The following is a 25576-nucleotide window of genomic DNA, read 5'->3' as shown; positions in this document are numbered from 1 at the left end:
GGCTTTCCTCCGGGCGCTTCCCTTCGGTCTTGCGTTTCCGACTCTATCAGATCTTTCCGATCCGATTTCCTCGGGGTCTTGCTGGTACTTCTTGTCCCGCTTTTCGGAATTCCGCTTTTCGCGGTTTCCCTCCCGGCGATGTCGAAACTCTATCAGTGTTTTTCCGGCCGTCTGACCAGTCATCCGCAGACATGCGAAAGCTGAGCAAAGTTAAGGTTGACTCGATAGAAGCTGCCGGGCAGATGGACGCTCGGAGGCGCCGGTCTGCCCCAGGCAGGGGTACGACCGTACATGGGGGTCAGGGTTCGGCGCAAATCATTTGCCGGACGCCCCTACGTCAGCCAACCGGTACCTCTGGTGCGGAACCGGGACTTTTTATGACTTACGCTTCTGAACAGTACGCCCCTGCACAGTACGCCGTCCAGCACAACAGTGACGGCGCTCAAGAATCTCCGCCCTCTTGGAGGCTTGCCATGACCAGTGTGTCGTCCCCTCTCAATGGACGCGCCATCGGGCTCTCCGCCGTTCCCGACCCGGTGTTCTCCGGCGCCATGGTCGGCCCCGGCACCGCCATCGACCCCGTCCGTGAGCCCTCCGAGGCCGTCGCCCCCGTGGACGGCATCGTCGTGTCCCTGCACCCGCACGCCTTCGTCGTCGTGGACGACCAGGGGCACGGTGTGCTGACGCACCTGGGTATCGACACCGTCCAGCTCAACGGCGAGGGCTTCGAGCTGCTCGTCAACAAGGGCGACACCGTTCAGCGCGGTCAGGCCGTGGTCCGCTGGAACCCGGCCGCGGTCGAGGAGGCCGGCAAGTCGCCGGTGTGCCCGGTCGTCGCGCTGGAGGCCACCGCCGAGTCGCTGTCGGACGTCGTCAAGGATGGCGACGTCACGGCTGGGGACGCTCTCTTCGGCTGGAAGTGACGGACGTCCGTTCGCGGACGCCCGGCAGCAGCACAACCAACGCGGCGGCTCGGCCCGCCGCACTATCGGAGACGGTGAGATGGAGACAACGCTTCGCGGCGTCGGTGTGAGCCACGGTGTGGCCATCGGCGAGGTCCGGCACATGGGGACCGCGGTGCTTGAGCCGCCGGCCAAGCAGATTCCGGCGGAGGAGGCCGAGCGCGAACAGGGGCGCGCCCGCCAGGCCGTCGAGGCTGTCGCGGCCGACCTGATCGCCCGCGGCAATCTGGCCGGCGGCGAGGCGCAGATGGTTCTCGAGGCCCAGGCCATGATCGCTCAGGACCCGGAGCTGATCGCCGACGTCGATCGTCGGATCACGGTCGGCAGCTCGGCGGAGCGGGGCATCTACGACGCCTTCTCGCACTACCGCGAGCTTCTCGCGGGCGCCGGCGAGTACATGGCGGGCCGAGTGGCGGACCTCGACGATGTGCGGAATCGTATCGTCGCCCGCCTGCTGGGGGTTCCCATGCCCGGCGTGCCGGACAGCGACAAGCCGTACGTGCTCATCGCGCGCGACCTGGCCCCCGCCGACACCGCGCTGCTCGACCCCGCGCTCGTGCTCGGCTTCGTGACCGAGGAAGGCGGGCCGACCAGCCACAGCGCCATCCTCGCTCGCGCTCTCGGTGTGCCCGCGGTCGTGGCGCTGCCCGGCGCGGGTGAACTGGCGGAAGGCACCGTCGTCGCCGTCGACGGCAGCACGGGTGAGATCTTCGTGGACCCGACCCCCGAGAAGCGGGCCGCCCTGGAGGCGTCCGCCGCCGAGCGCAAGGCCGCGCTGTCCGCTTCGACCGGCCCCGGCGCCACGTCGGACGGGCACAAGGTGCCGCTGCTCGCCAACATCGGTGGCCCGGCGGACGTTCCCGCCGCCGTAGAGGCGGGTGCCGAGGGCGTCGGCCTCTTCCGTACCGAGTTCCTCTTCCTGGACGACAGCGAGCAGGCGCCGTCCGAGGAGAAGCAGGTCGAGGCGTACCGCCAGGTCCTTGAGGCGTTCCCCGAGGGCCGGGTCGTCGTGCGGGTGCTCGACGCCGGCGCCGACAAGCCGCTGGACTTCCTGACCCCGGCCGACGAGCCCAACCCGGCGCTGGGCGTGCGTGGTCTGCGCTCCCTCCTCGACCACCCCGAGGTTCTGCGGACGCAGCTGACCGCGCTGGCGAAGGCCGCCGAGGGGCTGCCGGTCTACCTCGAGGTCATGGCCCCGATGGTGGCCGACCGGGCCGACGCCAAGGCGTTCGCCGACGCCTGCCGCGAAGCCGGTCTGCAGGCCAAGTTCGGCGCGATGGTCGAGATTCCGTCCGCCGCGCTGCGTGCCCGCTCGGTCTTGCAGGAGGTCGAGTTCCTGTCGCTCGGCACCAACGACCTGGCCCAGTACACCTTCGCGGCCGATCGTCAGGTCGGTGCCGTGTCGCGGCTGCAGGACCCGTGGCAGCCGGCGCTGCTCGACCTGGTCGCGCTGTCCGCCGAGGCGGCGAGGGCCGAGGGCAAGAGCTGCGGCGTCTGCGGTGAGGCCGCGTCCGACCCGCTCCTCGCCTGTGTGCTGACCGGTCTGGGTGTCACCTCCCTCTCCATGGGTGCCGCCTCGATCCCGTACGTCCGCGCGACGCTCGGCAAGCACACGCTGGCGCAGTGCGAGCGGGCGGCGGCCGCCGCCCGCGCCGCGGACTCCGCCGACGAGGCGCGTGCAGCCGCGCAGGCCGTGCTGTCCGGCGAGTAGGCGACGAGCCGAGGCCCAGGACCGGGTTCTCGAATCTGGGCTCTTCTGAGGGCGCTTCACCTTCGGGTGAGGCGCCCTCAGCGCTGTCTGCGGGCGTTGCGGGCGCAGTGCTCGCCTGCGGTCAGTGGCAGTGGCGGCTCTCCGGGGCGGCTAGGTCCTCCACCTCGGGTGCGGTGCAGTACTCGACGCCCGGCTCGGGTGCGGTCAGGTCGCCCGAGGCCGCGTCGGTGCAGTACGCGTCGAAGACCTGTGCGGCGGTCAGCTGCTGGAGGCGCTTGTTCTTCAGGCGCCAGCCGTAGACGCGGTCGCTGGTGTCCGTGGTGGTGCGGACGACCAGGGCGCAGGGGCTGTCGTTGACGAGGGCGAGCGCCAGTACGGTCGTCAGCTCCATCGCCGAGGTCTCGTCGAGGCGGACGGTGTCGGGTGTGCGGGCGTCGATGTGCACCACCGCGAGCAGCATCTGCTGTCCGGTCGGGACGCTGCACACCCAGTGGTGGAGGCCTTCGCCGATGGTGTCGATGGCTCGCGCCACCAGGTACGAGGCGTGGGCGAAGGCGGTTCGGCCGATGTCCTCGCCGCAGGCCGGGCAGGGTCCGGTGCGGGCGAGGACGGAGGAGGCGTACTCCCAGGTCGCCTGGCGTACGGCCTCTTCGACGAGCCGGGGGACGAGGTCGCCGAGAGGCTGTCCCTCGTACGGGAGCGAGGGGCCCGTCGACGCCAGTTCCGCGGTGAAGCGGGTGCGGCTGGTCGGGGTGTCGGGTTCGAGGCCCGCGCCCGCGCAGAACTCGGCGTACTCGTCGGGGTCGAAGAGGGCGACGGTGGTGTGGCCGCCCGCCGCTGCCAGGGATTTGAGCAGGGACTCGACCTGCCGCAGGTACGCCGTGTGGTCGTCGAAGGTGAAGCTGCGGTAGCGCCGCATCCGCGTGAAGTCGTGTTCGTCGGCCAGCAGGCCGATGGTGCCCGCGATCTCGCGGCGCAGGATGGTCCGCGTGCTGGTCGTCCGGCCGTGCTGTGTGTCCGTCATGATTCCCCCGAGTACGCTCGTCGATCGATGCTCACTCAGAGTAATCGTCGGCACTGACAACGGCCCTGGGGCGGGCCCCGCCCGGCCGGACGCCGGTCGGCCGTCAGGCGCGCTTGCGGGCGATCTCCTCGTAGAACCGGAGCAGTTCGAGGTTGTCGATGGAGCCGGGGTTGACCGCTTTCTCCAGCGGGGTGCCCTGGAGCAGGCGCTTGACCGGGACCTCGATGCGCTTGCCGGTCAGGGTGTGCGGGACGCCGGGGGCTTCGATGATCTCGTCGGGGACGTGCCTCGGGGAGAGCTGTTCGCGGATGGTCCGCTTGATGCGGGCGCGCAGGTCGTCGTCGAGGGCTGCGCCGGGGGAGAGATGGACGAAGAGGGGCATCCAGTAACCGCCGTCGGGCTGTTCGAGGCCGATGACGAGGGATTCGCGGATCTCGGGAAGGCGTTCGACGGCTTCGTAGATGTCGGCGGAGCCCATGCGGACGCCCTGCCGGTTGAGGGTGGAGTCGGAGCGGCCGTGGATGACGACGGAGCCGCGGGAGGTGACCGTGATCCAGTCGCCGTGGCGCCAGGCTCCGGGGTAGGTGTCGAAGTAGCTGTCGTGATAGCGGCTGCCGTCGGGGTCGTTCCAGAAGCGGATCGGCATGGACGGCATGGGGTTGGTGACGACGAGTTCGCCGACCTCGTCGATGAGCGCGTTGCCCTCGGGGTCCCAGGCGCACAGGTCCGTGCCGAGGCTGGGGGCCTGGAGTTCGCCGGTGTGCACGGGGAGGGTGGGCACGGCTCCCGCGAAGCAGGAGCAGACGTCGGTGCCGCCGCTGACGGAGGCGATCCACAGGTCGGCTCGGACCTCGTCGTGGAGCCAGCGGAATCCGTCGGGCGGGAGCGGGGAGCCGGTGGTGGCGACGCACTTCACGCGCGTGAGGTCGTAGTCGTGGGAAGGGTGCACGCCGGCCTTGCGGCAGGCCATGACGTACGCGGCGGAGGTGCCGTACAGAGTCGCTCCGGTGCGTTCGGCGACGGACCACTGCGCGCCGGTGTCGGGGAAGCCTGGGCTGCCGTCGTACGTGACGATCGTGGTGCCCGTCAGGAGTCCGGAGACGAGGAAGTTCCACATCATCCAGCCGGTGGACGTGTACCAGAAGAACCGGTCGTCGGGGCCGAGGTCGCAGTGCAGGCCGAGCTGCTTGAGGTGTTCGACGAGGATGCCGCCCTGGGACTGGACGATGGCCTTGGGCAGGCCGGTGGTACCTGAGGAGTAGAGCACCCACAGGGGGTGGTCGAAGGGCACTTCCTCGTAGACGGGCGCCACGTCGGCGGAGGTGAGGGCCGACCATTCCAGGGCGCCTTGTGGGGCCTCGGTGCCCAGGAGGGGGATGTGCACCACCGCGCGCAAGGAGGGCAGTTCGGTGCGGAGTTCCGCCACGGTGTCGCGGCGGTCGTGCTCCTTGCCTCCGTAGCGGTAGCCGTCGACGGTGAACAGGACGACGGGCTCGACCTGCTGGAAGCGGTCGAGGACGCTGCGGGCGCCGAAGTCGGGCGCGCACGAGGTCCAGACGGCGCCGACGGCGGCGCTGGCCAGGAGGGCGACGACCGCTTCGGGGATGTTGGGCAGGTAACCGCTGACGCGGTCGCCGGGGCGGACACCCAGAGCGCGCAGTTCCGCGGCGAGCGAGCCGACCTGTCCGCGCAGCTCCGCCCAGGTGACCGGGCGCTGCTCGTGCGCCTCGTCCACGTGGAGGATGGCGGGCGTGTCCGCGCGCGCGGGGTCGTCGGCGGTGCGCAGTGCGTGCGCGGCGTAGTTCAGGGTGGCGCCGGGGAACCATTCGGCGCCGGGCATGGCGCGGCTGCCCAGTACGCGCGCGTAGGGGTGGGTGAAGCGCACGTCGAAGAAGTCGGTGACGGCTTTCCAGAAGGTGTCGAGCTCGGTGACCGACCAGCGGTGCAGCGCCTCGTAGCCGCCTTCCGCGGGTGCTCCGTACCGGTCGGCGGCCCAGGCCTGGAACCGGGTGATCCGCGCGTCGGCGATCTGCTGCGGTCCGGGCTGCCAGAGCGGCGAGGGGTTCGCTGTCGTCATGGTGCGGCTCCTGGAAGGTACGCGGCGTGTGCGTCGTGTGCGCGCACGGGCTGGGGTGTGCGCGTGACGCGGCTGAGAGGACGATGCCATGTGATCGATTGCGGCACCAGGGTGGCCGCCACACAGTGCGGCTCGTAAGGATGTGGGGCGGCCACGGGTGAACGGGAGTTGAACGCGGCCCGCCCGCCGACCGGCGAGTGGCAGGGTGAGCGGCATGGACGGTGGTGGCCTGGTGCGCTCGGTGAAGGTGTTCTCCATGCTGGGGCCGGTCCAGGGGGTGCGTGCCGTGGGGGCGGTGTGGCGGCGCCGGTCGGACTCCTCGGGGCTCGCGCGGCGGGGTCCGGAGCGGGCGCGGGTGCCGGGAAGCGTGGCCGGGGCGGAACCCGCGCCGGGCGGTGGCGTGGTGCGGTTCGACCGGTCCCGGCTGCTGATCAGGGTGACGGTGAGCGGTGCCGTGTTCCTGGGGTGGGACGGGGCCGAGCCGACGCCGTCCCACGGTGTGGCGGGGCGGTGCCCCGAGGCGGACGCGCGCGCCGTTCTGGAGCCGGACAAGGACGGCGGCTGGCGGGTGGTGTCCGAGCGCGCGACCGTGGTGGTGTCGCGGCACGGTGCCGTCACGGTGTGCACGCCCGGTGGTGTGCTGTTGCGGCGTGCGCTGCCGCCTCGGTGGTGGGAGCCGGTGCGTGGCGGCGAGGCGCGGTGGGTGCAGCGGTCGGAGGTGGCGGCGGACGCGCAGTTCTTCGGGCTCGGCGGGCGTGCGTCGGGTCCACGGCTGCGGGACGGGACGTATGCCCTGTGGAACAGCGGCCTGGGCGGTGGGCCCGGCCCGGGGGACGATCCGTCGTCGGTCACGATGCCGGTGCAACTGGTCGTCGCGGACGCGGGCACGCATCTGGTGTTCCACGACAGCACGTGGGACGGCACGGTGAAGCTGCGGGAGGGGCGCGAGGGCGCGGGGTCGGGGCACGACCGGCCCGGCTCGAGCGAGCTGCGGATGGGCGGCCCGTTGCGGTGCTGGGTGGTGGTGGGCACGCCCGCGCGCGTGCTCCATACGTGGACGCGGCTGACGGGGGCTCCCGCGGTGCCGCCGTCATGGGCCCTGGGCCACCACTACGCGCGCGGGGATCTCGATGGCGGCGAGGAAGAAGTGCGCCAGGTCGTCGCCGGCTTCGCACAGCGCTGTCTGCCCTTGGCGGCCGTGCATGTGGAGGTCGGCCGTCCCGGGACGCGGCGGGGTCCGATGCCCGGACCCGCCGAGGGGTTGCGGGAGGGCGCCGTCCGGCTGGTGGCCCGGGTCATCCCACAGGCGGAGGCCGTGGACGGCAATGCGGTGTTCGGCAGGGGGCGGGCGATCGACGCGTCGGGGTGTCGCGCGGGGGGCGATCTCTACGAGGAGTGGCTGGCGCAGGGCTTCTCCGGGGTCTGGCACGACATGCGCGCGCCCGCGCCGTTGCCCCGCTCGGCCCGGCACGCGCTCGAAGGGCGAGGCAGCGACCCTCGCGAGGCGCACAACGTGTACGCCTTGGGCATGGCCCGGGCCGCGTACGAGGGGCTGTGCGCGCTGCGTCCGCAGGAGCGGCCGTTCGTGGTCTCCCGGGGCGGCTGGGCGGGCATGCAGCGCTACGGCGGGGCGTGGTGCGGAGAGGACGTGCCGGCCGGCTGGCCCGGGCTGCGCGCGGCGCTGTCCCTGGTGATCGGACTCGGGCTGTGCGGAGTCCCGTACACGGGACCGGACGTGGACTGCCTCGGCGGGGGCCCCTCTCCGGAACTCTTCCTGCGCCGCATTCAATTGGGCGCCTACCTGCCGTTGTTCCGGACGCGTGCCGAGTCGCGGGCGGGGCGGGAGCCATGGGACTTCGGTGACGATGTCCTCGCCCACGCGCGCGTGGCGCTGCGGACGCGGTGGCGCCTTTCGCCGTACTTTATGTCGCTCGCGCACGTGGCCCGGCAGACGGGTGCACCGTATGCGCGGCCCTTGTGGTGGGGAGCGCCGGAGGACCGTGGTCTGCGGGACTGCGGGGACGCCTTCTTGCTGGGCGACTGTCTGATCGTGGCTCCTGTGCTGGAGCCCGGGGTGCAGCACAGGAGCGTACGGCTGCCGAAGGGCCGGTGGTACGACACGGCGACCGGCGCGGCGTTCGACGGTCCTGGTCCGGTCACGGTCGAGGCTCCCCTGGCGCGGATTCCGGTGCTCGCGCGCGCGGGCGCGGTGGTGCCCGTACGGGGCGAGGGCGGCGGGACCGAGCTGGAGGTGTGGGCTCCGGAGGCGGGGCTCACGGGCGGTGGCCTGGTCCTGCCGGACACGGGCGACGGGTGGGAGGAGCCGACGGCCGAGCGGTACCAAGTCCGCTGGAGCGAGGGGCGGGTGGTTGTGGAGGGGGACGGCGACGGCGGGAGGCCGCCGTATCCCGTGCGCGTGCGCGGCCTGTGAGGGCGCGTCTCAGCAGGGTGTTGGAAGGTCGCGAAGGGCGCGCGCAACGGCTTTGCGGACCGACCTCCGCGAACAGCGGGTACGGCGGCGGACGGCCGCCGTACCCGGTGCGCGGCCGGCGAAAGCGCGTCTCAGCGCGGGTCCGGCATCGTCGCAAAGGGCGCGCGCAACGGCTGTGCGGACCGACCTCCGCGAGCGGGTACGGCGGCGGACGGCCGCCGTACCCCATGCGCGGGCGGCGAGTGCGCGTCTCAGCGCGGGTCCGGCATCGTCGCGAAGGGCGCGCGCAACGGCTTCGCGGACCGACCTTCGCGATCAGTGGGTGGAACGGGCTGGCGGTTACGGCGGCATCGGAAAGCCGCCGTAACCCATATTCAGCCGGCGAGGGGGCGGCTCAGCGAGGGCCCGGCAGCCTCACAGAGGGCGCGCGTAGCGGCCGTCGAACCATGCCTTCGCCGCCACCGTGTGCAACGGGAAGGCCAGTTCGGCCGGGTGGCGCAGGAGGTGCCAGCCGTCGGTCTCGTCCGTCGCCGTGCTGGTGGGCAGCTGGGCCGTCGGGCGTTCGGGTAGAAGGCCGAACAGCAGGAGGTGGCCGTCGGGGGCGCTCATGGCGTCCACGAGGCGTACGTCGCGGGTGGCCGCGTCGATGCCGGTCTCCTCCTTCAGTTCACGGACGACGGCGTGGCGCCAGTCCTCGCGGTCGTCGATGAAGCCGCCCGGCAGAGCGGCCTCCCCGCGCGCGGGGGCGATGGTGCGGGTGATCACGACCAGCGCCGTGCCTGTCGTGTCGTACACGGGTTGCAGGGCGATGGCGACGGGCAGCGGGTTCCGGTAGGCGACGGTTTCGCATGCCGGGCAGGTGCGCGGCCAGCCGTGCACCTCGGCCCCGTAAGCGGCCCCACAGCTCGAACAGTGGGAAGCCGGAACGGGGTTGACCATGGGATGGGTTTCTGCGGACACGGCGCGGACTGTATCCGATCACTTGGGGACGCTCTTCCCCGGAGGGGGTCGCTCCTGATAGATGCAAGGACCATGACCACAACCGTCACCGTTCTTCGCAGATTCGCCGCCATGGCGGCCGCCGCGCTGCTGGGCGTGGCCGCCGCCCCGGCGACCGCGCACGCGACGCCCGAACCGAAGGCTCCCAAGGAGTTCGTGGCGCTCAGCGACGTCGATCCCACGATCATCCAGGAGATGCGCTACTTCACGGAGCACGACTTCGTGGGCGAGCCGATCGACGGCTACAGGAAGCCGATGTGCGTCCTCACGAGGCCCGCCGCGAAAGCCCTGCACAAGGCGCAGCTCGAGCTCCGCAAGCAGGGGTACTCGCTGAAGGTGTACGACTGTTACCGGCCGCAGCGGGCCGTCGACCACTTCGTGCGGTGGGCCAAGGACCTGGACGACCAGCGGATGAAGGCGGAGTTCTATCCGAGGGTCGACAAGACGCGGCTGTTCGCGGACGGCTACATCGCCGAGAAGTCGGGGCACAGCCGCGGCTCCACCGTCGATCTGACGGTCGTGAAGCTGCCGGCCGGGCCCACGCGCGCGTACGTGCCCGGAGAGCCGCTCACGGCCTGTTACGGGCCCGAGACGGAGCGGTTCCCCGACAACTCCGTGGACATGGGTACCGGGTTCGACTGCTTCGACACGCTCGCGCACACGGATGATCCGCGCATCAAGGGCGTGCAGCGGGCCAACCGGGATCTGCTGCGGAACGCGCTCTCCGGGCAGGGCTTCGTGAATCTGCCTGAGGAGTGGTGGCACTACACCTACAAGCCCGAGCCCTTCCCCGACACCTACTTCGACTTCCCGGTCTCCCGGCGGTCGCTCGCGGGGCGGTGAACCGGAGGGCGCGGCCGGAAACACCCCCGTCGGATCCCGGTCGCGCCCTCACGGAATAGACGGACGCACAGGAGGCGCACATGGTTCTGCGCCACACCTGACGCCGTTCGGTCGACCATGGCACACTTCTGACGTTCCGTCAGATCCACAGCCGGGGAGGCGCCGTGACGCGAGCGCGTACACCTGTCGTCGCCGATTGGTTCGCCGGGGAAGGACGCGACTTCTGTCTGCTGGGCACGCGGTGCTCGGCCTGTGCCTCGGTGTTCTTCCCGCGTGAGGACTCGGCGTGCCGCAACCCGCGGTGCGCGGGCGGTGAGCTGGTCGAGGTGCCGCTGTCGCGGCGGGGCCGGGTGTGGTCGTACACCGATGCGCGGTACCGGCCGCCCGAACCGTACGTCTCGGACCGGGAACTTCCGTGGCGGCCTTGCACGTTGATCGCTGTGGAGCTCGCGGCAGAGCGACTCGTGGTGCTCGGTCAGGGGGCGCCGGGGGTCTCTGTGGCCGATCTGGAGGTCGGCATGGAGGTGGAGCTCGTACCGGGCGTGCTCGGCGAGGAGGGGGACGACGAGACGGGTACGGCGTTCACGACGTGGCACTGGCGACCGACGGGCGTGGCGGGATGACGGGGGTGGTGGCGGGATGACGGGGGACGTGGCGGTGCTCGGCGCGGGCATGCACCCCTGGGGCAAGTGGGGGCGGAGTTTCGTCGAGTACGGGGTGGCGGCGGCGCGGGCGGCTCTCGCCGACGCGCGCGTGGAGTGGCGGGACGTGGATTCGGTGGTCGGTGCGGACACCGTGCGCGGCGGTTATCCGGGCCATGTGGCGGGGGCGACGTTCGCCAAGGCGCTCGGGTGGCAGGGTGCCCGGGTCACCAGCGTGTACGCGGCGTGCGCGTCCGGGGCGCAGGCGGTCGATGCGGCGCGGGCGCAGATTCTCGCGGGGCTCGCCGAGGTCGTCCTCGTGGTGGGGGCGGACGCCGCGCCCAAGGGCTTCTTCCGTCCGGCGGGCGGGGAGCGGCCCGACGACCCGGACTGGCTGCGCTTCCGGGTGCTCGGGGCGACGAACCCGACGTACTTCGGGCTCTACGCACGGCGCCGCATGGCCGTGCACGGGGACACGCTGGAGGACTTCGCGCAGGTCAAGGTGAAGAACGCGGCCTGTGGTGCGCTCAATCCGCACGCGCGCTACCGCACGGCGGTCACGGCCGAGGAGGTCGCCGCGTCCGCGGTCGTGGCCGATCCGCTGCGTCTGCTCGACATCTGCGCGACCTCGGACGGGGGCGCGGCCCTCGTGCTGGCCAGTATGGAGTTCGCGCGCCGGCACGGGGTCACGGCGCCGGTCCGGGTCCGGGCGGTCTCCACGGTGACGCCGACGTATCCGGCCACCGTGCTCGACCTGCCCGACATCGCCACGGACTCGGCGGCGGGCGTCGCACCGGAGGGGCCGGGCTTCCGGGCCTCCATCGCGCGTGCCGCCTACGAGGAGGCGGGGATCGGGCCCCGTGACCTGTCGCTCGCCGAGGTCTACGACCTGTCCACGGCGCTCGAACTGCAGTGGTACGAGGATCTCGGGCTGTGCGGCGAGGGCGAGGGGGCCAAGCTGCTCCGCGAGGGCGCGACGGCACCCGGCGGCCGCATACCGGTGAACGTCAGCGGTGGTCTCGCCTCTTTCGGGGAGGCCGTTCCGGCCCAGGCGATCGCGCAGGTCTGCGAGCTGACGTGGCAGTTGCGCGGGGAGGCCGGGGCGCGGCAGGTGGCGGGGGCCCGGGTCGGCATCACCGCGAACCAGGGGTTGTTCGGGCACGGGTCGGCGGTCGTCGTCGTCCGCTGATCCACCGCGCGCTCCAGCTCTGGTCCTCGTAACGCCTCGTACCTCAAACTCCGTTTGTGTGGCGGGAATTGAGGCGTGCCGCCCTCCCCTCAACCGTTGCCGTCCGCGACCTTGACGCTCCAGTACGGCCGGTGAACACTTCCGGTGTCAGTCGGCATCGCCGCATGTCGGCCCTTCGTCCACGGGCCGCTCCCCCACGCTCGGCGGCAGTGCGGGCACGCTTGTCACGGACGCCGGGCGGGGCGCGGGACGCTCCGCCGTCGGCCGAAGTCGCCGGAACCAGCCATGGGATACGCACCCTGCACGGAGGACCGGGGCAAGGGCCCCGGGCGAGGGCCTAGGAGCCGCCATGAGCAATGGAGACATCTTCGTAGGCGAGGTCATCGGCACCGCCATCCTGATCCTGTTCGGCGCGGGCGTCTGCGCCGCCGTCACGCTCAAGTACTCCAAGGCGAAGGCGTCCGGGTGGATCGTCATCGCGTTCGGCTGGGGCTTCGGGGTCCTCGCGGGGGCGTACACGGCCGCGCCGCTCTCGGGCGGGCATCTCAACCCCGCCGTCACCCTCGGCATCGCCGTCGACACCGGCAAGTGGGACAAGGTCTGGGTCTATCTGTGCGGCCAGATGGTCGGGGCGATGCTGGGCGCCGTCCTCGCGTACCTGGTGTACCTCGCGCAGTTCAACGCCAATGTGAGCGCCCCTGCGAGGACACCGGAGACGAGTACGGAGGAATCGGCGGCCCCCGCCGCCGACGCGGGCGGCCCGGTGCCCACGCTCGGAATCTTCTCCACGATCCCCGAGATCCGGAACCCGGTCGCCAACCTGATCACGGAGATCATCGCCACGATCGGTCTGGTCCTGCCCGTCCTCGCGTTCGGTCTGACCGAGGGCCTGGGCGAGTCCGGCATGACGGTGCTGCTCGTGTCGCTGGTCGTCGTCGGCATCGGCCTGTCGCTCGGCGGTCCCACGGGCTACGCGATCAACCCGGCCCGTGACCTGGGGCCACGCATCGTCCACCAGTTCCTGCCCATTCCGAACAAGGGCACCTCCGACTGGGGTTACGCCCTCGTTCCGGTGGTCGGACCGCTCATCGGCGGGGCGCTGGCGGGGCTCATCTACAACGCAGCGTTCTGAGCACGTCACCACTCGTACGCACGCCGTCTTCTCAGGAAGGGGTAGCCATGCCCGACAACTCCGTGAAGTACGTCGCCGCCATCGACCAGGGCACCACGTCGAGCCGTTGCATCATCTTCGACCAGGACGGCGGGATCGTCGCCGTCGACCAGCGCGAGCACCGTCAGATCTTCCCGAAGCCGGGCTGGGTGGAGCACGACGCCACCGAGATCTGGTCCAAGGTCCAGGCCGTGGTGGCGGGCGCGATCGCCAAGGCGAGCCTGCGCCCCGATCAGCTGAGCGCGCTCGGCATCACCAACCAGCGTGAGACGACGGTCCTGTGGGACCGGGCGACCGGCAAGCCCGTGCACAACGCGATCGTGTGGCAGGACACGCGGACCTCGGCGCTCTGCAAGGAACTGGGCGGCACGGACGGCCAGGACCGGTTCCGCGAGCAGACGGGGCTCCCGCTGGCCAGCTACTTCTCCGGGCCGAAAGCGGCCTGGCTGCTCGACAACGTGCCGGGCCTGCGGGCGCGCGCGGAGCGCGGCGAGATCGCGTTCGGCACGATGGACTCGTGGCTGATCTGGAACCTGACGGGCGGCACCGACGGCGGCGTCCACGTCACGGACGTCACCAATGCCGGGCGCACCATGCTGATGAACCTGGAGACCCTGCAATGGGATCCGACGATCCTGTCGGCGATGAACGTGCCGGAGGCGGTGCTTCCGGAGATCCGTTCATCGGCCGAGGTCTACGGCACGGCGGTCGGGCAGCTCTCCGGGGTGCCGGTCGCCTCCGCGCTCGGCGATCAGCAGGCGGCCGTCTTCGGGCAGGCCTGCTACGACACGGGGACGGCGAAGAACACGTACGGGACGGGCAGCTTCCTGCTGCTCAACACGGGGAACCGGCCGGTCCCCTCGAAGAACGGGCTGCTCACCACCATGGGCTACAAGATCGGCTCCGAGGCGCCGGTGTACTGCCTGGAGGGGGCCATCGCGATCACCGGCGCCCTGGTGCAGTGGTTCCGTGACCAGCTCGGCATCATCAAGAGCGCCGACGAGATCGAGACCCTGGCGGCGAGCGTCGACGACAACGGCGGGGCGTACATCGTGCCGGCGTTCTCCGGCCTGTTCGCGCCGTACTGGCGCTCAGACGCGCGCGGTGTCGTCACGGGCCTGACCCGGTACGTCACCAAGGCGCACCTGGCCCGCGCCGTCCTGGAGGCGGTGAGCTGGCAGACCCGCGAGGTCGTCGACGCCATGTACCAGGACTCCGGGGTGCGGATCACCACCCTGAAGGTCGACGGCGGCATGACGAAGAACAACCTCCTGATGCAGCACCAGGCGGACGTGCTCGGGGTGCCCGTGATCCGGCCCAGGGTGTCCGAGACGACGTGCCTGGGCGCCGCGTACGCCGCCGGGCTGGCGACGGGCGTGTGGAACGACCTGGACCAGCTGAAGGCCCACTGGCAGCGTGACGCCGAGTGGACCCCGTCGATGGACGAGCGGACCCGGGACGGCGAGTACCACAACTGGCGCAAGGCGGTGGAGAAGAGCTTCGGCTGGCACGAGGAGGAAGGCCCCGGCAAAGCCTGAGAGCGGGCACGGCAGCAGTCACGGAGCAGGCGCGGAGCGGGCACGGAGCGGGCACGGAGCGGGCACCGGTGAAGAAGCACGCGCGCGTAGCGGCGGAAAACGTCCTACGCGCGCGTGCCGCACCGTAGGAATCAGGTCACCGCGGGCTGCCGGCGTCGGGCGGCCGCGTCGGCGGCGTGCTCGACGACACGGACCAGGACGTCCTTCACGGAGCCCTTCTCCCGGGCGTCGCACAGGACGACGGGGACGCTGTCGTCCAGGTCGAGCGCCTGCCGCACCGAGTCGGCGGGATAACGGGCGGCCCCGTCGAAGCAGTTGACGCCGATCACGAAGGGGATGGAGCGCCGCTCGAAGTAGTCGACGGCGGCGAAACAGTCCTCCAGGCGGCGGGTGTCCGCGAGGACGACGGCGCCGAGCGCCCCGGTGGCCAGCTCGTCCCACAGGAACCAGAAGCGGTCCTGTCCCGGGGTGCCGAAGAGGTACAGGACGAGGTCCTGTCGGAGCGTGATGCGGCCGAAGTCCATGGCGACCGTGGTGGTGTGCTTGCCCTCCACGCCCTGGATGTCGTCGACGGGCCGCCCTGCCTCGCTCAGCATCTCTTCCGTGCGTAAGGGCCTGATCTCGCTGACCGCGCCGACCAGCGTGGTCTTGCCCACGCCGAAGCCGCCGGCCACCAGGATCTTGAGCGTGACGGGCTCGACGGGGCCCCTGCCGCGCTCGGATCGCCCGAAGATCATGGGTTGTCTCTCCTGCCTCACTACTGATGTCGCTGAGTGCTGTGCTCGCCGTCCCAGAGGGCCGAGGGCCTTCAGGGGCCAAGGGCCTCACAGGGGCCGAGGGCCTCACAGGGGCCAAGGTCCTACAGGGGCCAAGGGCCTCACAAGGCTCTGAGGCCGTCGATGACGTCGCGCAGAATGGATTCGTCGGGCAGCTCCGCGGGCGGCACGGGACGGCTGACGTGGACCAGTTCGTCGTCGACGAGGTCGCCGATGAGGACGCGGACCACGCCGACCGGCAGATCGAGTTCCGCGGCGAGCTCGGCGACCGACTGCGGGGCGTCCTGGCAGAGCCCGACGATGTCGACGTGCTCCGGCGACAGGGTCTGGTCGGCGACCGGGTCGTCGTCACGGGACTCCGCGACGACGACCGCGATCAGGTCGAGACGATGCTGGGCCGCGCTGCTGGTGCGGCCGCGTGTCATGGCGTACGGACGGACGACGGGCCCGGCCTCGTCGTCGAACCAGGCCTGCGTCTCCTGCGTCTCCTCACCGTCTGCGCTCATGCCGACCCACTACCCTCCAGCGGTCTTGTCCGTGCGGGGAGCCGTACCCAGATGTGCGCCCACCCGCTTGACCAGCAGAGTCATCTCGTAGGCGACAAGGCCGACATCGGAGTCCGCGTCGGACAGGACGGCGAGGCAGCTGCCGTCACCGGCGGCGGTGACGAACAGGAACGCCTCGTCGAGCTCGACGACGGTCTGGCGGACGCCGCCCGCGTCGAAGTGGCGTCCGACGCCCTTGGCGAGGCTGTGGAAACCGGAGGCGACGGCTGCGAGATGTTCGCTGTCCTCCCTGCTGAGGTCTTTGGAGACCCCTGTCGGCAGTCCGTCCCCGGAGAGCACGAGCGCCTTGCGGATGCTGGCGACGCGCTCGACCAGGTCGTCGAGGAGCCAGTTGAGCTCCCTCGATCCACCGTTCGTGGTCTGCGCGGTGGCCTTCGGTGCGGTCATCGACCGTCCCCCTCAGAAGTCGTTCCCTGTGCTGTGCCGTCGGCGCGGTCGGCGCTCCCGGCGTTCTCTGCGTTCTCTTCGCGGCCGCGCTGCCAGCCACGCTGGAGCGAGGCCATCCGGCTGCGTACCTCGTCGGCGTCACGGTCGGCCGGCGATGCGGAGACGGTCTCGTCGCGGGCCTTCGCGCGGTCGGCGCGCAGGTCGGGCCCGTCCTTCAACTGCGGTGCCAGGTTCGCCTGCCGTACGCGCTTGGGGAGGCCCCCGAGCGTGGCGTCGGGCCGCTCGGGCGCGGCGCCCCCGGCGGCTTCGGTCTGCGCGCCGGCCTCGACGGCACGCGCGCGCCTGCGCGGGAGGTCGGCAGGCGGCATCGGTGCGAGGCCGCGCGGCCCGTCGGCGCCGTCCCGGTCGTGACGCTCCCCCGGCTCCGTGGCACCGCCCCGGTCGAGGGCGGCGGGCCGGGGCCGGGCGACGGGCCTGCCGTGCGAGCTGACGAGCTTGGGGGCGCGGCGGCGCGGCAGGGGCACCAGGCCCTCCGGGAGCGCGTCACGGCCGCCGTCACGGCCGCTCCCGGCGGCCGTCGGCTCGTCGGCCTGCTGGTGCTGTTCGCCGGGGAGACCGGCGACCGGGCGGCGGGGCCGGAACAAGGCGCCGCGTTCGCTGTCCTCGTCGCCGAGCGCGCCGGGGAAGACGGTCGTGTCGGAGGTGACCGGCGGCGCCTCCAGGGTGATGGGGCTGTCCAGCTCGACGGGCCCGCCGAGCACGGAGGCCGGAAGGCCGGGCAGACCGTCGGAGGTGCCGAGGCCGGGCAGCGGCGCGTGGCGTGTCCCCTCGGGCCGGTCGAGGCGGAACCCGGCGCCCTCGGTGTCGGGGGCGTCCGTGAGCAGCGCGTCCGGGATGAAGACGACCGCGGTGGTGCCCCCGTACGGGGACGGCTGCAGGGAGACGCGGACGTTCTGCCGCTGGGCGAGGCGGCTGACGACGAAGAGGCCGAGCCGGTCGGTGTCGGAGAGTTCGAACTCCGGGGTCTCCGCGAGGCGCAGGTTGGCGTCGAGGAGGGCGTCCGCGGTCATGCCGAGTCCGCGGTCGTGGATCTCCAGGGTGAAGCCGTTGGCGACGCGTTCACCGAGGACCTGGACGGCGGTGTGCGGGGGCGAGAACACCGTGGCGTTCTCCAGGAGTTCGGCCACCAGGTGGGTGAGGTCGGCGACGGCGGGCCCGGTCACCGCGATCCGCGGCAGCCGCCGTACCTCGATGCGCTCGTAGTCCTCGACCTCGGCGACGGAGGCCCGCACGATGTCCATGAGCTGCACGGGCTTGCGCCACTGGCGGGACGGCGCGGCGCCGGAGAGGATCACGAGCCCCTCGGCGTGGCGGCGCATGCGGGTGGTCAGGTGGTCGAGGCGGAACAGGTCGGCGAGCTCGTCGGTGTCGTCGGTCCTGCGCTCCATGGCGTCGAGCAGGGTCAGCTGCTTGTGGAGGAGGACCTGGCTGCGGCGGGCGAGGTTGACGAAGACCTCGGAGACGCCGCGCCGCAACTCGGCCTGCTTGACGGCCGCCTCGACGGCGGAGCGCTGCAGTGTGTTGAGCGCCTGGCCGACCTGGCCGATCTCGTCCTTGTCGTACTCCAGGCGCGGGGACTCGGTCTCCACGTCGACGGTCTCGCCCGCGGCGAGGCGGCGCATCACGCCCGGCAGCCGGACGCCGGACGCCTCGTGGGCCTCCAGGCGCAGACGGCGCAGGTCGCGTACGAGGCCACGGCCGACGCGGACGGACATGAAGAGGGAGACGAGCAGGGCGAGGAGGCCGAGGACCCCGGCGAGGCCGGCCCGGACGAAGACCTTGACGGCGATCGGTTCGGCGCGGTCCTGGTAGCGCTTCGCGGCGGCGGTGTCGCGCTCGGTGAGTTCGCCGAGGACCTGGCTCGCGGCCTTGTCCCAGGTGGCGGAGGTGACGCCCCTCGGGGTGCCGGGCGCCCCGGTGACGAGGGCGTTCTCGGCGGTGCGCAGCGGGTTGGTGTCGGGGCTGCGCCAGTAGCGCTGGTACCGGGCGCGTTCGTCGGCGGGCAGCAGGGCGAGGTGGGTGTCGTACAGGAGCGTGCGCTGCGCCACGAGGTCGGAGACCTGGCGCAGTTCCTGCTGGGTGAGGTGGCCGGCGACCAGGCCGGAGCCGACCACCGCGTCCTCGCGCGACAGCAGTTCGCGGGCCTCGATGACACCGGCGACGGCGCGTCCCTGGCTCTCCACCTCGGAGTCGTCGAGAGCGGTGAGGTGGAGGAGGAAGCGGTCCGTCGGCTCGATCAGGCGGGTGTAGAAGTCGAGCGCCTGCGCGCGCGTGACGGTTCCTTCGTCCACGTTCCTGCGCAGGGACTCGATGCCTTCGAAGCCCTCGACGGCGGCGTCCAGGGCGCCGCGCGCGTCACCGTTCAGATCGTCGCGGAGACCCGCGTCGTCGGCCTTGCGCTTGATCGTGGAGATCCGCTCGTCGGCGGCGCTGCGGCGGGTCCGCAGTTCGGACTGGGCCTCGGAGGCGCGGGGGTCGGCGAGGTAGACGAGGGTCTGCCGGCGTTCGTCCTGGAGGGCTCGGCTGGTGTCGACCAGCGGATAGCCGATGACATCGGCGGCGTTGCCCGCCGAGAGCAGTTGCATGGCGGCGCGTCCGGTGATCACCGAGGCGAAAGCCCAGATCGCGGTGAGGGACAGGAGCGGCACCAGCAACAACGCCACGATCTTCCGGCGGATGGACTTCCCGCGAAAGCGCATGGCCTCCCCCAGATCGCCCCCATGGCTCGTCAGGGGCACACATGTGCGTCAACAAACGGCGCGAGCCTACTACTGAGACACGAGCAACTCGAAGGCCTGTCCGAATGCTGTCCGATCCCCATGTGGCGCGGGCGCCCCGAGTTGTCCGGGCATTGGGGGAGATTGCATCCCGGGATTCCGTTTGGCGGCGCCTTCGACTGTCGGACGACTGTGACAGGCAGTTGGCCGGAATTCTTCGGTTCCTCTTTCGACTTCGGGTCAGTTGTCCGGAACGGGAATCTTTGTGGGCGGCCGTTCGTCTTTCTTGCAGGATGTACGGGGGGTGTACGGGGGCGCGAAGCGCACACCGGGAGGTGGCGTGAAGCGGAGCTGTCCGGGCACTCACTGTGCAGGCGTCCGGTGCGGGGGCACCGGAGCGAGGTGTCACAGGCAATGCCTGAGAGCGGTGGGGAGTGACGTGGTGGCGGAGACGGCGGAGCGGCGGGAGTTGTGGGTCGAGGAGCCGGCGAAGCGGCGCCGGATGCCCGATCCGGTCCGTACGGCGGCGGTGCGGGCCGTCCTCATCAGCTCGGTGACGTTGATCCAGGCGATGGTCGCCTTCCTGTGCACGCTCGCCGACTCCTGGCTGGCCTTCCCCATGGTGCTCAGCAGCGTGGCCAGCACGGTCGTGGCGACGTGGAGCGTGCTCGACGTCTGGGTCACGCGCCAGGTCTGGTACCAGCGCCACGGCGTCGTCTCGGCCCCGGCCAGCACGGCCCGCCAGCTGCGCAAGGAGCGGCGGCAGGCCCGGCGGGCGGGGCGGCGGGCGCCCGAGGGCATACGGCGGACCGGTGGCGCCGGTCAGCTGAAGCACACATGAGCACGTGAAGCACACGTGGGCACGAGGCCGAGCCGGCAAGTCGGTCGGCACGCCGGTTGATTGACCGGCCGCGCCCGTTGCGCGTCAGCCCCTTCCACGCACGGCAGCGGGAACTCGGCGCGTACTTCCTCGAGGGCGGCGGCTTGGAGCTGTACACCACCGCCTACCTGGGCCTTCGCCTTTGGGACACGCTGTGGGAGGCCGGGCGGGAGTCCGGCGTCGTCGCGGCGGGCCGCTCGGCATTCAACAGTCTGCGCCTGGAGAAGGGGTATCGCGCCTGGGGCGTAGACATGACCGAGGAACACGCCCCGTACGAGCCGGGGCTCGGCTCGCCGTACGAGCCGGGGCTCGGCTCGCCGTGCGGATGGGCCACGGTGACTTCGTCGGCCGTGCGGCGCTGGAACACCCGCCGCCCCGGCCCGCCGCCTCACGCCGCTCCTCCTCGACGATCCGTCCACCGTCGTCCTCGGCAAGGAGCCGGTTCTCGTGCGCGGTGCGCCGTCGGGATACGTCACGAGCGCCGCGTACGGCTACACCCTCGGCCGCTGCGTCGCGTACGCCCGGCTGGAGACACCGGCACCGCACCCGGCCGGAACCGCCGCGCACATCGAGTACTTCGGCGAGCGGCTGCCCGCGACCGTCGACGACGAGCCGCTCTTCGACCCGAAGACGACCCGTATCCGTAAGCGACCGCCCTCGCTCGCACCGCCCGGAGGCCCGCCCTTGTCCCCCGCCCACGACGTGATCGTCATCGGTCTCGGCGGCATGGGCAGCGCCGCCGCGCACCATCCTGTGCGGCGGTGTCATGATCGGCCGACCGGACTCGCACGGCCCAGATCGGCCGCGAGCGGGTCCTGATCACCCGGTCCGATCTTCCACCAGTGGGTCAGGGACCAACTAGGCGCCGCCGCCTGGTAATTGTTCACGCCTCCTGGGTCGCCTGCTCGGCGCGGGCGGCGGGCACCGTGGGTTCGGCGCGTTCCTCCGGGCGCTTGAACATCCGGGTCGCCGTGATCTCGCCGTGCACCGTCTCCCCCTCCGGACCTTGCTGCGGAAGCCCCGGACGCAGGTGCTCCTCGACGCTGATGTACTTCAGGCCCGCCCGCAGGTCCGCGTCGTTGCGCAGACGGATGACGAGCGGGAACTCGGCGAGGGCGGTCGTGTCGAAGAGGCCGGTGGTGTAGAGGAGCTGGACGCCGAGCGCGTCGGAGACGGCGCGCTGGAGCTCCAGGAGGTAGGTGGCGTTGGCGCGGCCGATGGGGTTGTCGAGGAACAGGGTGCCCGCGTGGCGGTGCTTGTCGCGGCCCCGGTCGTTCGAGCGCAGCGCGGCCATCGTGCAGTACAGGGCGATGGCGGCGGTGAGCAGCTGGCCGCCGGAGAACACGTCGCCCATCTGTCCGACGGGCACCCGCTCGGCGCGCAGCACGGCGTCGGGCTTGAGGATCTCGACGGCGACGCCCTTGGGCTCCAGGGCGGCGCCGACGCCGCGCAGCAGCAGGGACATGCCGTCGCGCCGCATGTCGGAGTTCTTCTTCACGGCCGCGCGCGTGGCGTCGTCGATGACCTCGCCGAGGCGTTCGGTGAGCGTGGCCTGGTCGGGCTCCTCGAACCGGATCCGCAGGAACTCCTGGCCCGACCACTCGCCGAGCCCCTCCGGGAGGCGGGACAGGCGCTGCGCCGAGCGGAGGGTGGCCAGCGAGGACTCGACGAGGCCGCGCAGCCGGTCCACGATCGAGTCCCGGTTGCGCTCCAGCTGCGCCAGTTCGTCGGTCAGGACGCGCAGCCTGGGTGCGAACGCGTCCGCCCAGCGCTGCGCGTGCTCGGGCAGCGCGGACGCGGGCAGCTCCCGGATCTGCTGCCGCGCGGGCGTGCGCACCTGCTCGTAGCGGGTGGAGTTCGCGTGCCGTACGAGGATGTCGCTCGCCTCGCGGACGGCGGTCTCGGCGGCGGACAGGTCGGCGGCGCAGCCACGCAGCGAGCGGCGGGTCTCGGCGGCGGCGGTCCGGGCCTCCTCCAGGGTGCCCGGGTAGGGCTCCGGCTCGCCCTGGTCCTCGCCGTCGGTGTGGTCGCGCAGGAGGTCGCGCAGGAGTGCGGCCGTCTCGTCGAAGCCGCCGGTGCCGTCCTCGGCGGCGCGGTGGGCGTCGAGGAGTTCGCTGTGGGCGGCGCGCGCGGTGCTCAACGAGTCGGTGCGCGCGGCCAGTTCGGTGGTGACGGTGCGCAGCAGGGCGCCCGCCTGCTCGGCGTCGGCCGGGACGAGGTCCTCGGGCAGTTCGGTGTGGGCCTCGCCGTCCTGCGGCGCGTGCCGCTCGGCCTCGCCGCGCAGGCGGCCGAGCTGTTCGCTGGCGGTGGAGGCGCGGGTCTCCAGGAGCTGGACGAGCTCTTCGGCGCGGGCCGCCGCGGCCTGCCGGGACGGGCCGTCGGAGCCGTCGGGTGATTCGAGGAGGGCGGCGGCGCGGGTGCGCACCTTGTTGCTGAGCCGGCCCAGCTCGGTGAGGGCCGCGGACTCGTCGCTCTCGGCGCGGGCCTGCTCGGCGCGGAGATCGGCGCCGACGCCGACCTTCTCGTAGAGCTGCGACGCGGCGCGGTACGCCTCGCGCAGGGCGGGCAGCGACGCCATGGGCGCCGCACCCTCGGGCACGTCGTCGGGGGCGCCCGCGATCTCGGCGCGCTCGGCGCGCAGCGCGCGGGCGGTGCGGCGGGTGTCGTCGGCGGAGCGCTGGGCGGAGCGCCGGTCCTCGTCGGCGGCGCGGGCGGCCTCCAGGCAGACCTGGGCGCGGGCCTCCGACTCGACGGCCTCGTCGGCGAGTTCGCGGACCTTGGCCTGCCAGGCGGCGCGCTCGCGCAGCCGGTAGGCGAGTCCGGCGAGGGCGTCGGCGGTGCGCCGGGCGCGCTGGGCCGCCTCCTGCCGCTCGTCGCGCACGCGGGTCGCCTCGGCGGCGGCCTCGTCGGCCTCGGCGCGCACGGTGCGGGCCTCGGCCAGCTCGGCCTCGGCCTCCCCGGCGAACGTACGGGCCTGCTCCGCGGCCGTGGCGAGCTCGATGAGACGTCCTGCCGGGCAGCCCGCGCGCCAGGAGCTGAGCCGGGCGGCCAGTTCGCGGTCCTTGGCGAGACGTCCGGCGAGGGTGCGGATCTCCTCGTCGCGCCGGGCGGCACGCGCGCGCAGGGCCTGGCGCTCCTCGTCGGCGGCGTGCTCGTCGTGCATGGCCGGGTTCGGCGGCACGAGGAAGACGCCGTCGCCGGACGCGGTCTCGCTCGGGGTCGGGGCGAGCAGCGCGGCGGAGGTGCCGACGGCGACGGCGGAGCGGGGCAGTAGCGCGGCGCCCGCGAGGGCGTCACGCGCGCGTGCGTGGGAGGCGGGGTCGGTGATGATGACGCCGTCGACCAGTTCGGGGCGGGCGGCGAGGACGCGCGCGTGGTCGACCGGGGCGACGGACTGGGCGAGGTAGCGCCAGCCGGGCAGGGCGGGGATGCCGTGCTCGCCGAGGTACTCGACGGTGGCCAGGACGTCCGGGCCGGGCGGGAGCAGGCCGCCGTCACCGAGGGCGCCGAGGATGCGGGAGTCGTCGGCGGCGGCCGTGCGCAGCTCGAAGAGCTGACGCTCGGCGGCGGAGACGGAGTCGTCGAGGAGGGTCGTGAGGTCGTCGGCGGCGCGGTCGAGGTCCTCGGGGGTGAGCGGCGCGTCGGCGGCGCGGTCCCCGTCGGCTGCCGTCTTCATGCCGCCCAACGGGCCGTCCACGCCGAGGAGTTCGGCGAGCCGCTCCTCCCCGGCCAGGGCGGCAGCGGCGCGCTCCTCGGCCTGGTACGCCTGCTCGGCGGCGTTCGCGGCGTCGGCGGCACGGGCGGCGGTCAGCTCGGCGCGGGCCTCGACCGAGGCGGCCTCGCGCGCGTGCTCCGTGGCGCGGCGGGCGGCCTCGCGGGCGGTGTCCCAGGCGGCGACGGTCGTCTTCTCGGCGTCGGAGGCGGCGAGCGCGGCGCGCGCCGGGTCGGCGTCGGGCGCGCTGTCGTCGAGCCAGCCCGCGCGGACGGCCTCGGCGGTCTCCTGCTCGACCTCGGTGAGGCGCTGGCGTAGGTGGCCGAGTTCGCTGCGGGCGCGCTGGGCGTCGGTGGCGGCGGCGGTCGCGTCGCGGTGCGCGGTCTCGCCCGCCTCCTGGAGGACGGCGGAGCGCTCCTCCTCCTCGCTGGCATGGCTCTCGGCCTTCTCGGCGGCGCCGTGCAGGGCCCGGACGAGTTCGGCGGCGGCCTTGGCGCGGGCGGCGAGCGCGGGGGCCGCGTCCCGCTCGGCCTCGCGGATGGCTGCGGCCACGCGCGTGGAGCGGTCGGCGGCGGCGCGGTGGCGCAGGACGGCCTCGGCGGCCTGCCAGGCGGAGTGCAGGGTGCGGGCGTCGGCGAGTTCGCGCTTCTGTGCGGCGGCGGCCTTCTCGGCCCCGGCGAGCGCGAGGGAGGCGTGCCGGTAGGCCAGTTCGGCGGCGATGAGGGCGCTGCGCTCGCGCGCGGTCTCGGCCTCGGTGACGGTGTGCGCGGCGGCGGTGACCTGCTGGGCGAGGTCGGCGGCGCGTCCGCGCTCGACACCCGCGCGCGCGGAGAGGCGGCGGGCGAGCGTGCGGGTGCGGCGCTCGGCGGCGGCGTGGACGTCACGCGCGCGTGCCCGGGTGTCGGCGGCCTCGACGATGCGGGTGAGCAGGTCGACGGAGCCCGCGGTGAAGTCGCGCTCGGCGATCAGCTCGGCGCGCCGCCCCAGCTTGTTGCCGAAGCCGCTGACCAGGTCGGCGAGGCCGTCCGTGTCGCGGGTGTCGGTGACGGCGCGCAGCAGCAGATCGGTGAAGTCGGAGTCCTTCTTGACGGCGAAGAGGCCCGCGGCCTCGCCCTCGTCGGCGTTCATCTCGCGCTGATAGCGGAAGAGTTCGGGGTCGAGGCCGAGGTCACCGAGGTGTTCGTTCCACCGGTCGTGGCCCTCTTCCCAGTTCACCTCAAGGTGTGGGTACGCCTTCCCGGCCTCGGTCAGCGCGTCCCGGAACCCCTTCATGGTGCGGCGCCGTCCTCGCGCGCCCGAGGCGCCCTCGACGGCGGCCCGTACCGCGGTCGACTCGGCGACGGGCAGCGAGTCGAGGCTCAGCCCCGGGCCGGGCCGGAACGAGTACCAGGCCTCGGCGAACTTGCGCGGGTCGTTGGAGACCTGCCGTCCGCGCCACTCGCTCGCCTTGCCGACCACGACGCACTCGCCGGTGAGGGTGTGCTGCCACTCCAGAGCGACGTGTCCGCAGTCGTCGGCCAGGAGGAACTTGCGCAGCACGCCGGAGCTGGCGCCGCCGAGGGTGTTGCGGTGGCCGGGCAGCATCACCGAGAAGATCAGCTTGAGCAGGACCGACTTGCCGCCGCCGTTCTCCAGGAAGAGCACACCGGCCGGCGCGGGGCGGCGCGGCGGGCCCACGGGCTCGTCCTCGAAGAACTCCGCCTGGGTGGGCGCGGGGTGGGGCACGGGCGCGCCCACGCCCCGCAGGTCGAGCACGGTGTCGGCGTAGCGCGCACCGGCCGGCCCGATGGAGTAGAGGCGAACCCGGGACAGCTCGTACATGGCGGACTCTCGTGGTAGGTACGGACGTTCGAAGGGGCGGTCAGGGTGGGAACGGCGGTCGGTGTCGGACT

The 25576-nt window shown here is 72.5% G+C and carries 17 protein-coding genes and 1 pseudogene; 10 read left to right on the top strand and 8 right to left on the bottom strand.

Annotated elements, in window-relative coordinates; translation table 11 throughout:
* The first annotated feature begins 473 nt into the window (after positions 1–473).
* Together ACH4RC_RS40465 and ptsP are read left to right on the top strand one after the other, a co-directional pair.
* Complete coding sequence (locus ACH4RC_RS40465) at positions 474–923, top strand: PTS glucose transporter subunit IIA (protein WP_398209717.1); 450 nt, start codon at positions 474–476, stop codon at positions 921–923.
* A 79-nt stretch (positions 924–1002) separates the two neighbouring features.
* On the top strand, positions 1003–2673 hold the full coding sequence (gene ptsP / locus ACH4RC_RS40460; protein WP_398209715.1) for a phosphoenolpyruvate--protein phosphotransferase: 1671 nt from the start codon (positions 1003–1005) through the stop codon (positions 2671–2673).
* A 121-nt stretch (positions 2674–2794) separates the two neighbouring features.
* Here ptsP and ACH4RC_RS40455 read toward each other — a convergent pair whose 3' ends face one another.
* On the bottom strand, positions 2795–3697 hold the full coding sequence (locus ACH4RC_RS40455; RefSeq protein ID WP_398209713.1) for a hypothetical protein: 903 nt from the start codon (positions 3695–3697) through the stop codon (positions 2795–2797).
* 103 nt (positions 3698–3800) lie between these two features.
* A complete protein-coding gene (locus ACH4RC_RS40450) occupies positions 3801–5774 on the bottom strand; it encodes an acetoacetate--CoA ligase (protein WP_398209712.1) in 1974 nt (657 codons plus the stop codon).
* A gap of 214 nt (positions 5775–5988) precedes the next feature.
* Here ACH4RC_RS40450 and ACH4RC_RS40445 point away from each other — a divergent pair, with 214 nt between their 5' ends.
* Positions 5989–8205 (top strand): glycoside hydrolase family 31 protein, encoded by a 2217-nt coding sequence (locus tag ACH4RC_RS40445; protein ID WP_398209710.1) that lies wholly within the window; start codon positions 5989–5991, stop codon positions 8203–8205.
* 414 nt (positions 8206–8619) lie between these two features.
* Here ACH4RC_RS40445 and ACH4RC_RS40440 read toward each other — a convergent pair whose 3' ends face one another.
* Positions 8620–9144 (bottom strand): NUDIX domain-containing protein, encoded by a 525-nt coding sequence (locus ACH4RC_RS40440; RefSeq protein WP_398209721.1) that lies wholly within the window; start codon positions 9142–9144, stop codon positions 8620–8622.
* A 93-nt stretch (positions 9145–9237) separates the two neighbouring features.
* Between ACH4RC_RS40440 and ACH4RC_RS40435 the strand changes: the two genes are divergently transcribed.
* The 5 genes from ACH4RC_RS40435 (at position 9238) to glpK (ending at position 14586) form a co-directional block, all read left to right on the top strand.
* Positions 9238–10047, top strand: coding sequence for a M15 family metallopeptidase (locus ACH4RC_RS40435; RefSeq protein ID WP_398209708.1), 810 nt, complete (start codon positions 9238–9240; stop codon positions 10045–10047).
* Between the two features lie 164 nt (positions 10048–10211).
* Entirely contained in the window at positions 10212–10670 is a 459-nt protein-coding gene (locus ACH4RC_RS40430; RefSeq protein WP_398209706.1) for a Zn-ribbon domain-containing OB-fold protein, read from the top strand.
* Positions 10671–10686: 16 nt separating this feature from the next.
* Positions 10687–11877 carry a lipid-transfer protein gene (locus ACH4RC_RS40425; RefSeq protein WP_398209704.1) on the top strand — a complete coding sequence of 397 codons (1191 nt, stop codon included), beginning with the start codon at positions 10687–10689 and terminating at the stop codon, positions 11875–11877.
* 349 nt (positions 11878–12226) lie between these two features.
* Positions 12227–13009, top strand: coding sequence for an MIP/aquaporin family protein (locus ACH4RC_RS40420; protein WP_398209702.1), 783 nt, complete (start codon positions 12227–12229; stop codon positions 13007–13009).
* Positions 13010–13056: 47 nt separating this feature from the next.
* Positions 13057–14586: a glycerol kinase GlpK gene (glpK, locus tag ACH4RC_RS40415; protein WP_398209701.1), complete on the top strand. Its 1530-nt coding sequence runs from the start codon at positions 13057–13059 to the stop codon at positions 14584–14586.
* A 131-nt stretch (positions 14587–14717) separates the two neighbouring features.
* On the opposite strand, the gene ACH4RC_RS40410 is transcribed toward glpK, so the two are convergent.
* The 4 genes from ACH4RC_RS40410 to ACH4RC_RS40395 all read right to left on the bottom strand — a co-directional run bounded on the left by ACH4RC_RS40410 (position 14718) and on the right by ACH4RC_RS40395 (position 19074).
* Complete coding sequence (locus ACH4RC_RS40410) at positions 14718–15323, bottom strand: GTP-binding protein (protein WP_398209699.1); 606 nt, start codon at positions 15321–15323, stop codon at positions 14718–14720.
* Positions 15324–15463: 140 nt separating this feature from the next.
* The gene (locus tag ACH4RC_RS40405) at positions 15464–15868 is read right to left on the bottom strand and encodes a DUF742 domain-containing protein (RefSeq protein WP_398209697.1); all 405 of its coding nucleotides are present in this window, start codon (positions 15866–15868) and stop codon (positions 15464–15466) included.
* Positions 15869–15877: 9 nt separating this feature from the next.
* The gene (locus tag ACH4RC_RS40400; protein WP_398209695.1) at positions 15878–16315 is read right to left on the bottom strand and encodes a roadblock/LC7 domain-containing protein; all 438 of its coding nucleotides are present in this window, start codon (positions 16313–16315) and stop codon (positions 15878–15880) included.
* Positions 16312–19074 carry a nitrate- and nitrite sensing domain-containing protein gene (locus tag ACH4RC_RS40395; protein WP_398209694.1) on the bottom strand — a complete coding sequence of 921 codons (2763 nt, stop codon included), beginning with the start codon at positions 19072–19074 and terminating at the stop codon, positions 16312–16314. Before ACH4RC_RS40395 ends, ACH4RC_RS40400 begins: the two co-directional genes overlap by 4 nt.
* Positions 19075–19510: 436 nt before the next feature.
* Between ACH4RC_RS40395 and ACH4RC_RS40390 the strand changes: the two genes are divergently transcribed.
* Both ACH4RC_RS40390 and ACH4RC_RS40385 read left to right on the top strand, forming a co-directional pair.
* Positions 19511–19933 (top strand): hypothetical protein, encoded by a 423-nt coding sequence (locus tag ACH4RC_RS40390; RefSeq protein WP_398209719.1) that lies wholly within the window; start codon positions 19511–19513, stop codon positions 19931–19933.
* Positions 19934–20073: 140 nt separating this feature from the next.
* A pseudogene (locus ACH4RC_RS40385) lies at positions 20074–20620 on the top strand (glycine cleavage T C-terminal barrel domain-containing protein); the annotation flags it as partial.
* A gap of 235 nt (positions 20621–20855) precedes the next feature.
* On the opposite strand, the gene ACH4RC_RS40380 reads toward ACH4RC_RS40385, so the two are convergent.
* Positions 20856–25505, bottom strand: coding sequence for a hypothetical protein (locus ACH4RC_RS40380; protein ID WP_398209692.1), 4650 nt, complete (start codon positions 25503–25505; stop codon positions 20856–20858).
* Between the last annotated feature and the right edge of the window lie 71 nt (positions 25506–25576).

This window comes from Streptomyces sp. NPDC016845 (genome assembly GCF_044332585.1).
Lineage (GTDB): Bacteria > Actinomycetota > Actinomycetes > Streptomycetales > Streptomycetaceae > Streptomyces.
The sequence above is the reverse complement of the archived record's forward strand: the minus strand, read 5'-3'. Positions and strand labels throughout refer to the sequence as shown.

Excerpts from the sequence above, each read along its gene's own strand:
- glpK (WP_398209701.1), top strand. The coding sequence starts at position 13,057 with ATGCCCGACAACTCCGTGAAGTACGTCGCCGCCATCGACCAGGGCACC.
- ptsP (WP_398209715.1), top strand. The coding sequence starts at position 1,003 with ATGGAGACAACGCTTCGCGGCGTCGGTGTGAGCCACGGTGTGGCCATC.
- ACH4RC_RS40435 (WP_398209708.1), top strand. The coding sequence starts at position 9,238 with ATGACCACAACCGTCACCGTTCTTCGCAGATTCGCCGCCATGGCGGCC.
- ACH4RC_RS40395 (WP_398209694.1), bottom strand. The coding sequence starts at position 19,074 with ATGCGCTTTCGCGGGAAGTCCATCCGCCGGAAGATCGTGGCGTTGTTG.
- ACH4RC_RS40440 (WP_398209721.1), bottom strand. The coding sequence starts at position 9,144 with ATGGTCAACCCCGTTCCGGCTTCCCACTGTTCGAGCTGTGGGGCCGCT.
- ACH4RC_RS40425 (WP_398209704.1), top strand. The coding sequence starts at position 10,687 with ATGACGGGGGACGTGGCGGTGCTCGGCGCGGGCATGCACCCCTGGGGC.
- ACH4RC_RS40450 (WP_398209712.1), bottom strand. The coding sequence starts at position 5,774 with ATGACGACAGCGAACCCCTCGCCGCTCTGGCAGCCCGGACCGCAGCAG.
- ACH4RC_RS40420 (WP_398209702.1), top strand. The coding sequence starts at position 12,227 with ATGAGCAATGGAGACATCTTCGTAGGCGAGGTCATCGGCACCGCCATC.
- ACH4RC_RS40380 (WP_398209692.1), bottom strand. The coding sequence starts at position 25,505 with ATGTACGAGCTGTCCCGGGTTCGCCTCTACTCCATCGGGCCGGCCGGT.
- ACH4RC_RS40405 (WP_398209697.1), bottom strand. The coding sequence starts at position 15,868 with ATGAGCGCAGACGGTGAGGAGACGCAGGAGACGCAGGCCTGGTTCGAC.
- ACH4RC_RS40400 (WP_398209695.1), bottom strand. The coding sequence starts at position 16,315 with ATGACCGCACCGAAGGCCACCGCGCAGACCACGAACGGTGGATCGAGG.
- ACH4RC_RS40465 (WP_398209717.1), top strand. The coding sequence starts at position 474 with ATGACCAGTGTGTCGTCCCCTCTCAATGGACGCGCCATCGGGCTCTCC.
- ACH4RC_RS40410 (WP_398209699.1), bottom strand. The coding sequence starts at position 15,323 with ATGATCTTCGGGCGATCCGAGCGCGGCAGGGGCCCCGTCGAGCCCGTC.
- ACH4RC_RS40455 (WP_398209713.1), bottom strand. The coding sequence starts at position 3,697 with ATGACGGACACACAGCACGGCCGGACGACCAGCACGCGGACCATCCTG.
- ACH4RC_RS40445 (WP_398209710.1), top strand. The coding sequence starts at position 5,989 with ATGGACGGTGGTGGCCTGGTGCGCTCGGTGAAGGTGTTCTCCATGCTG.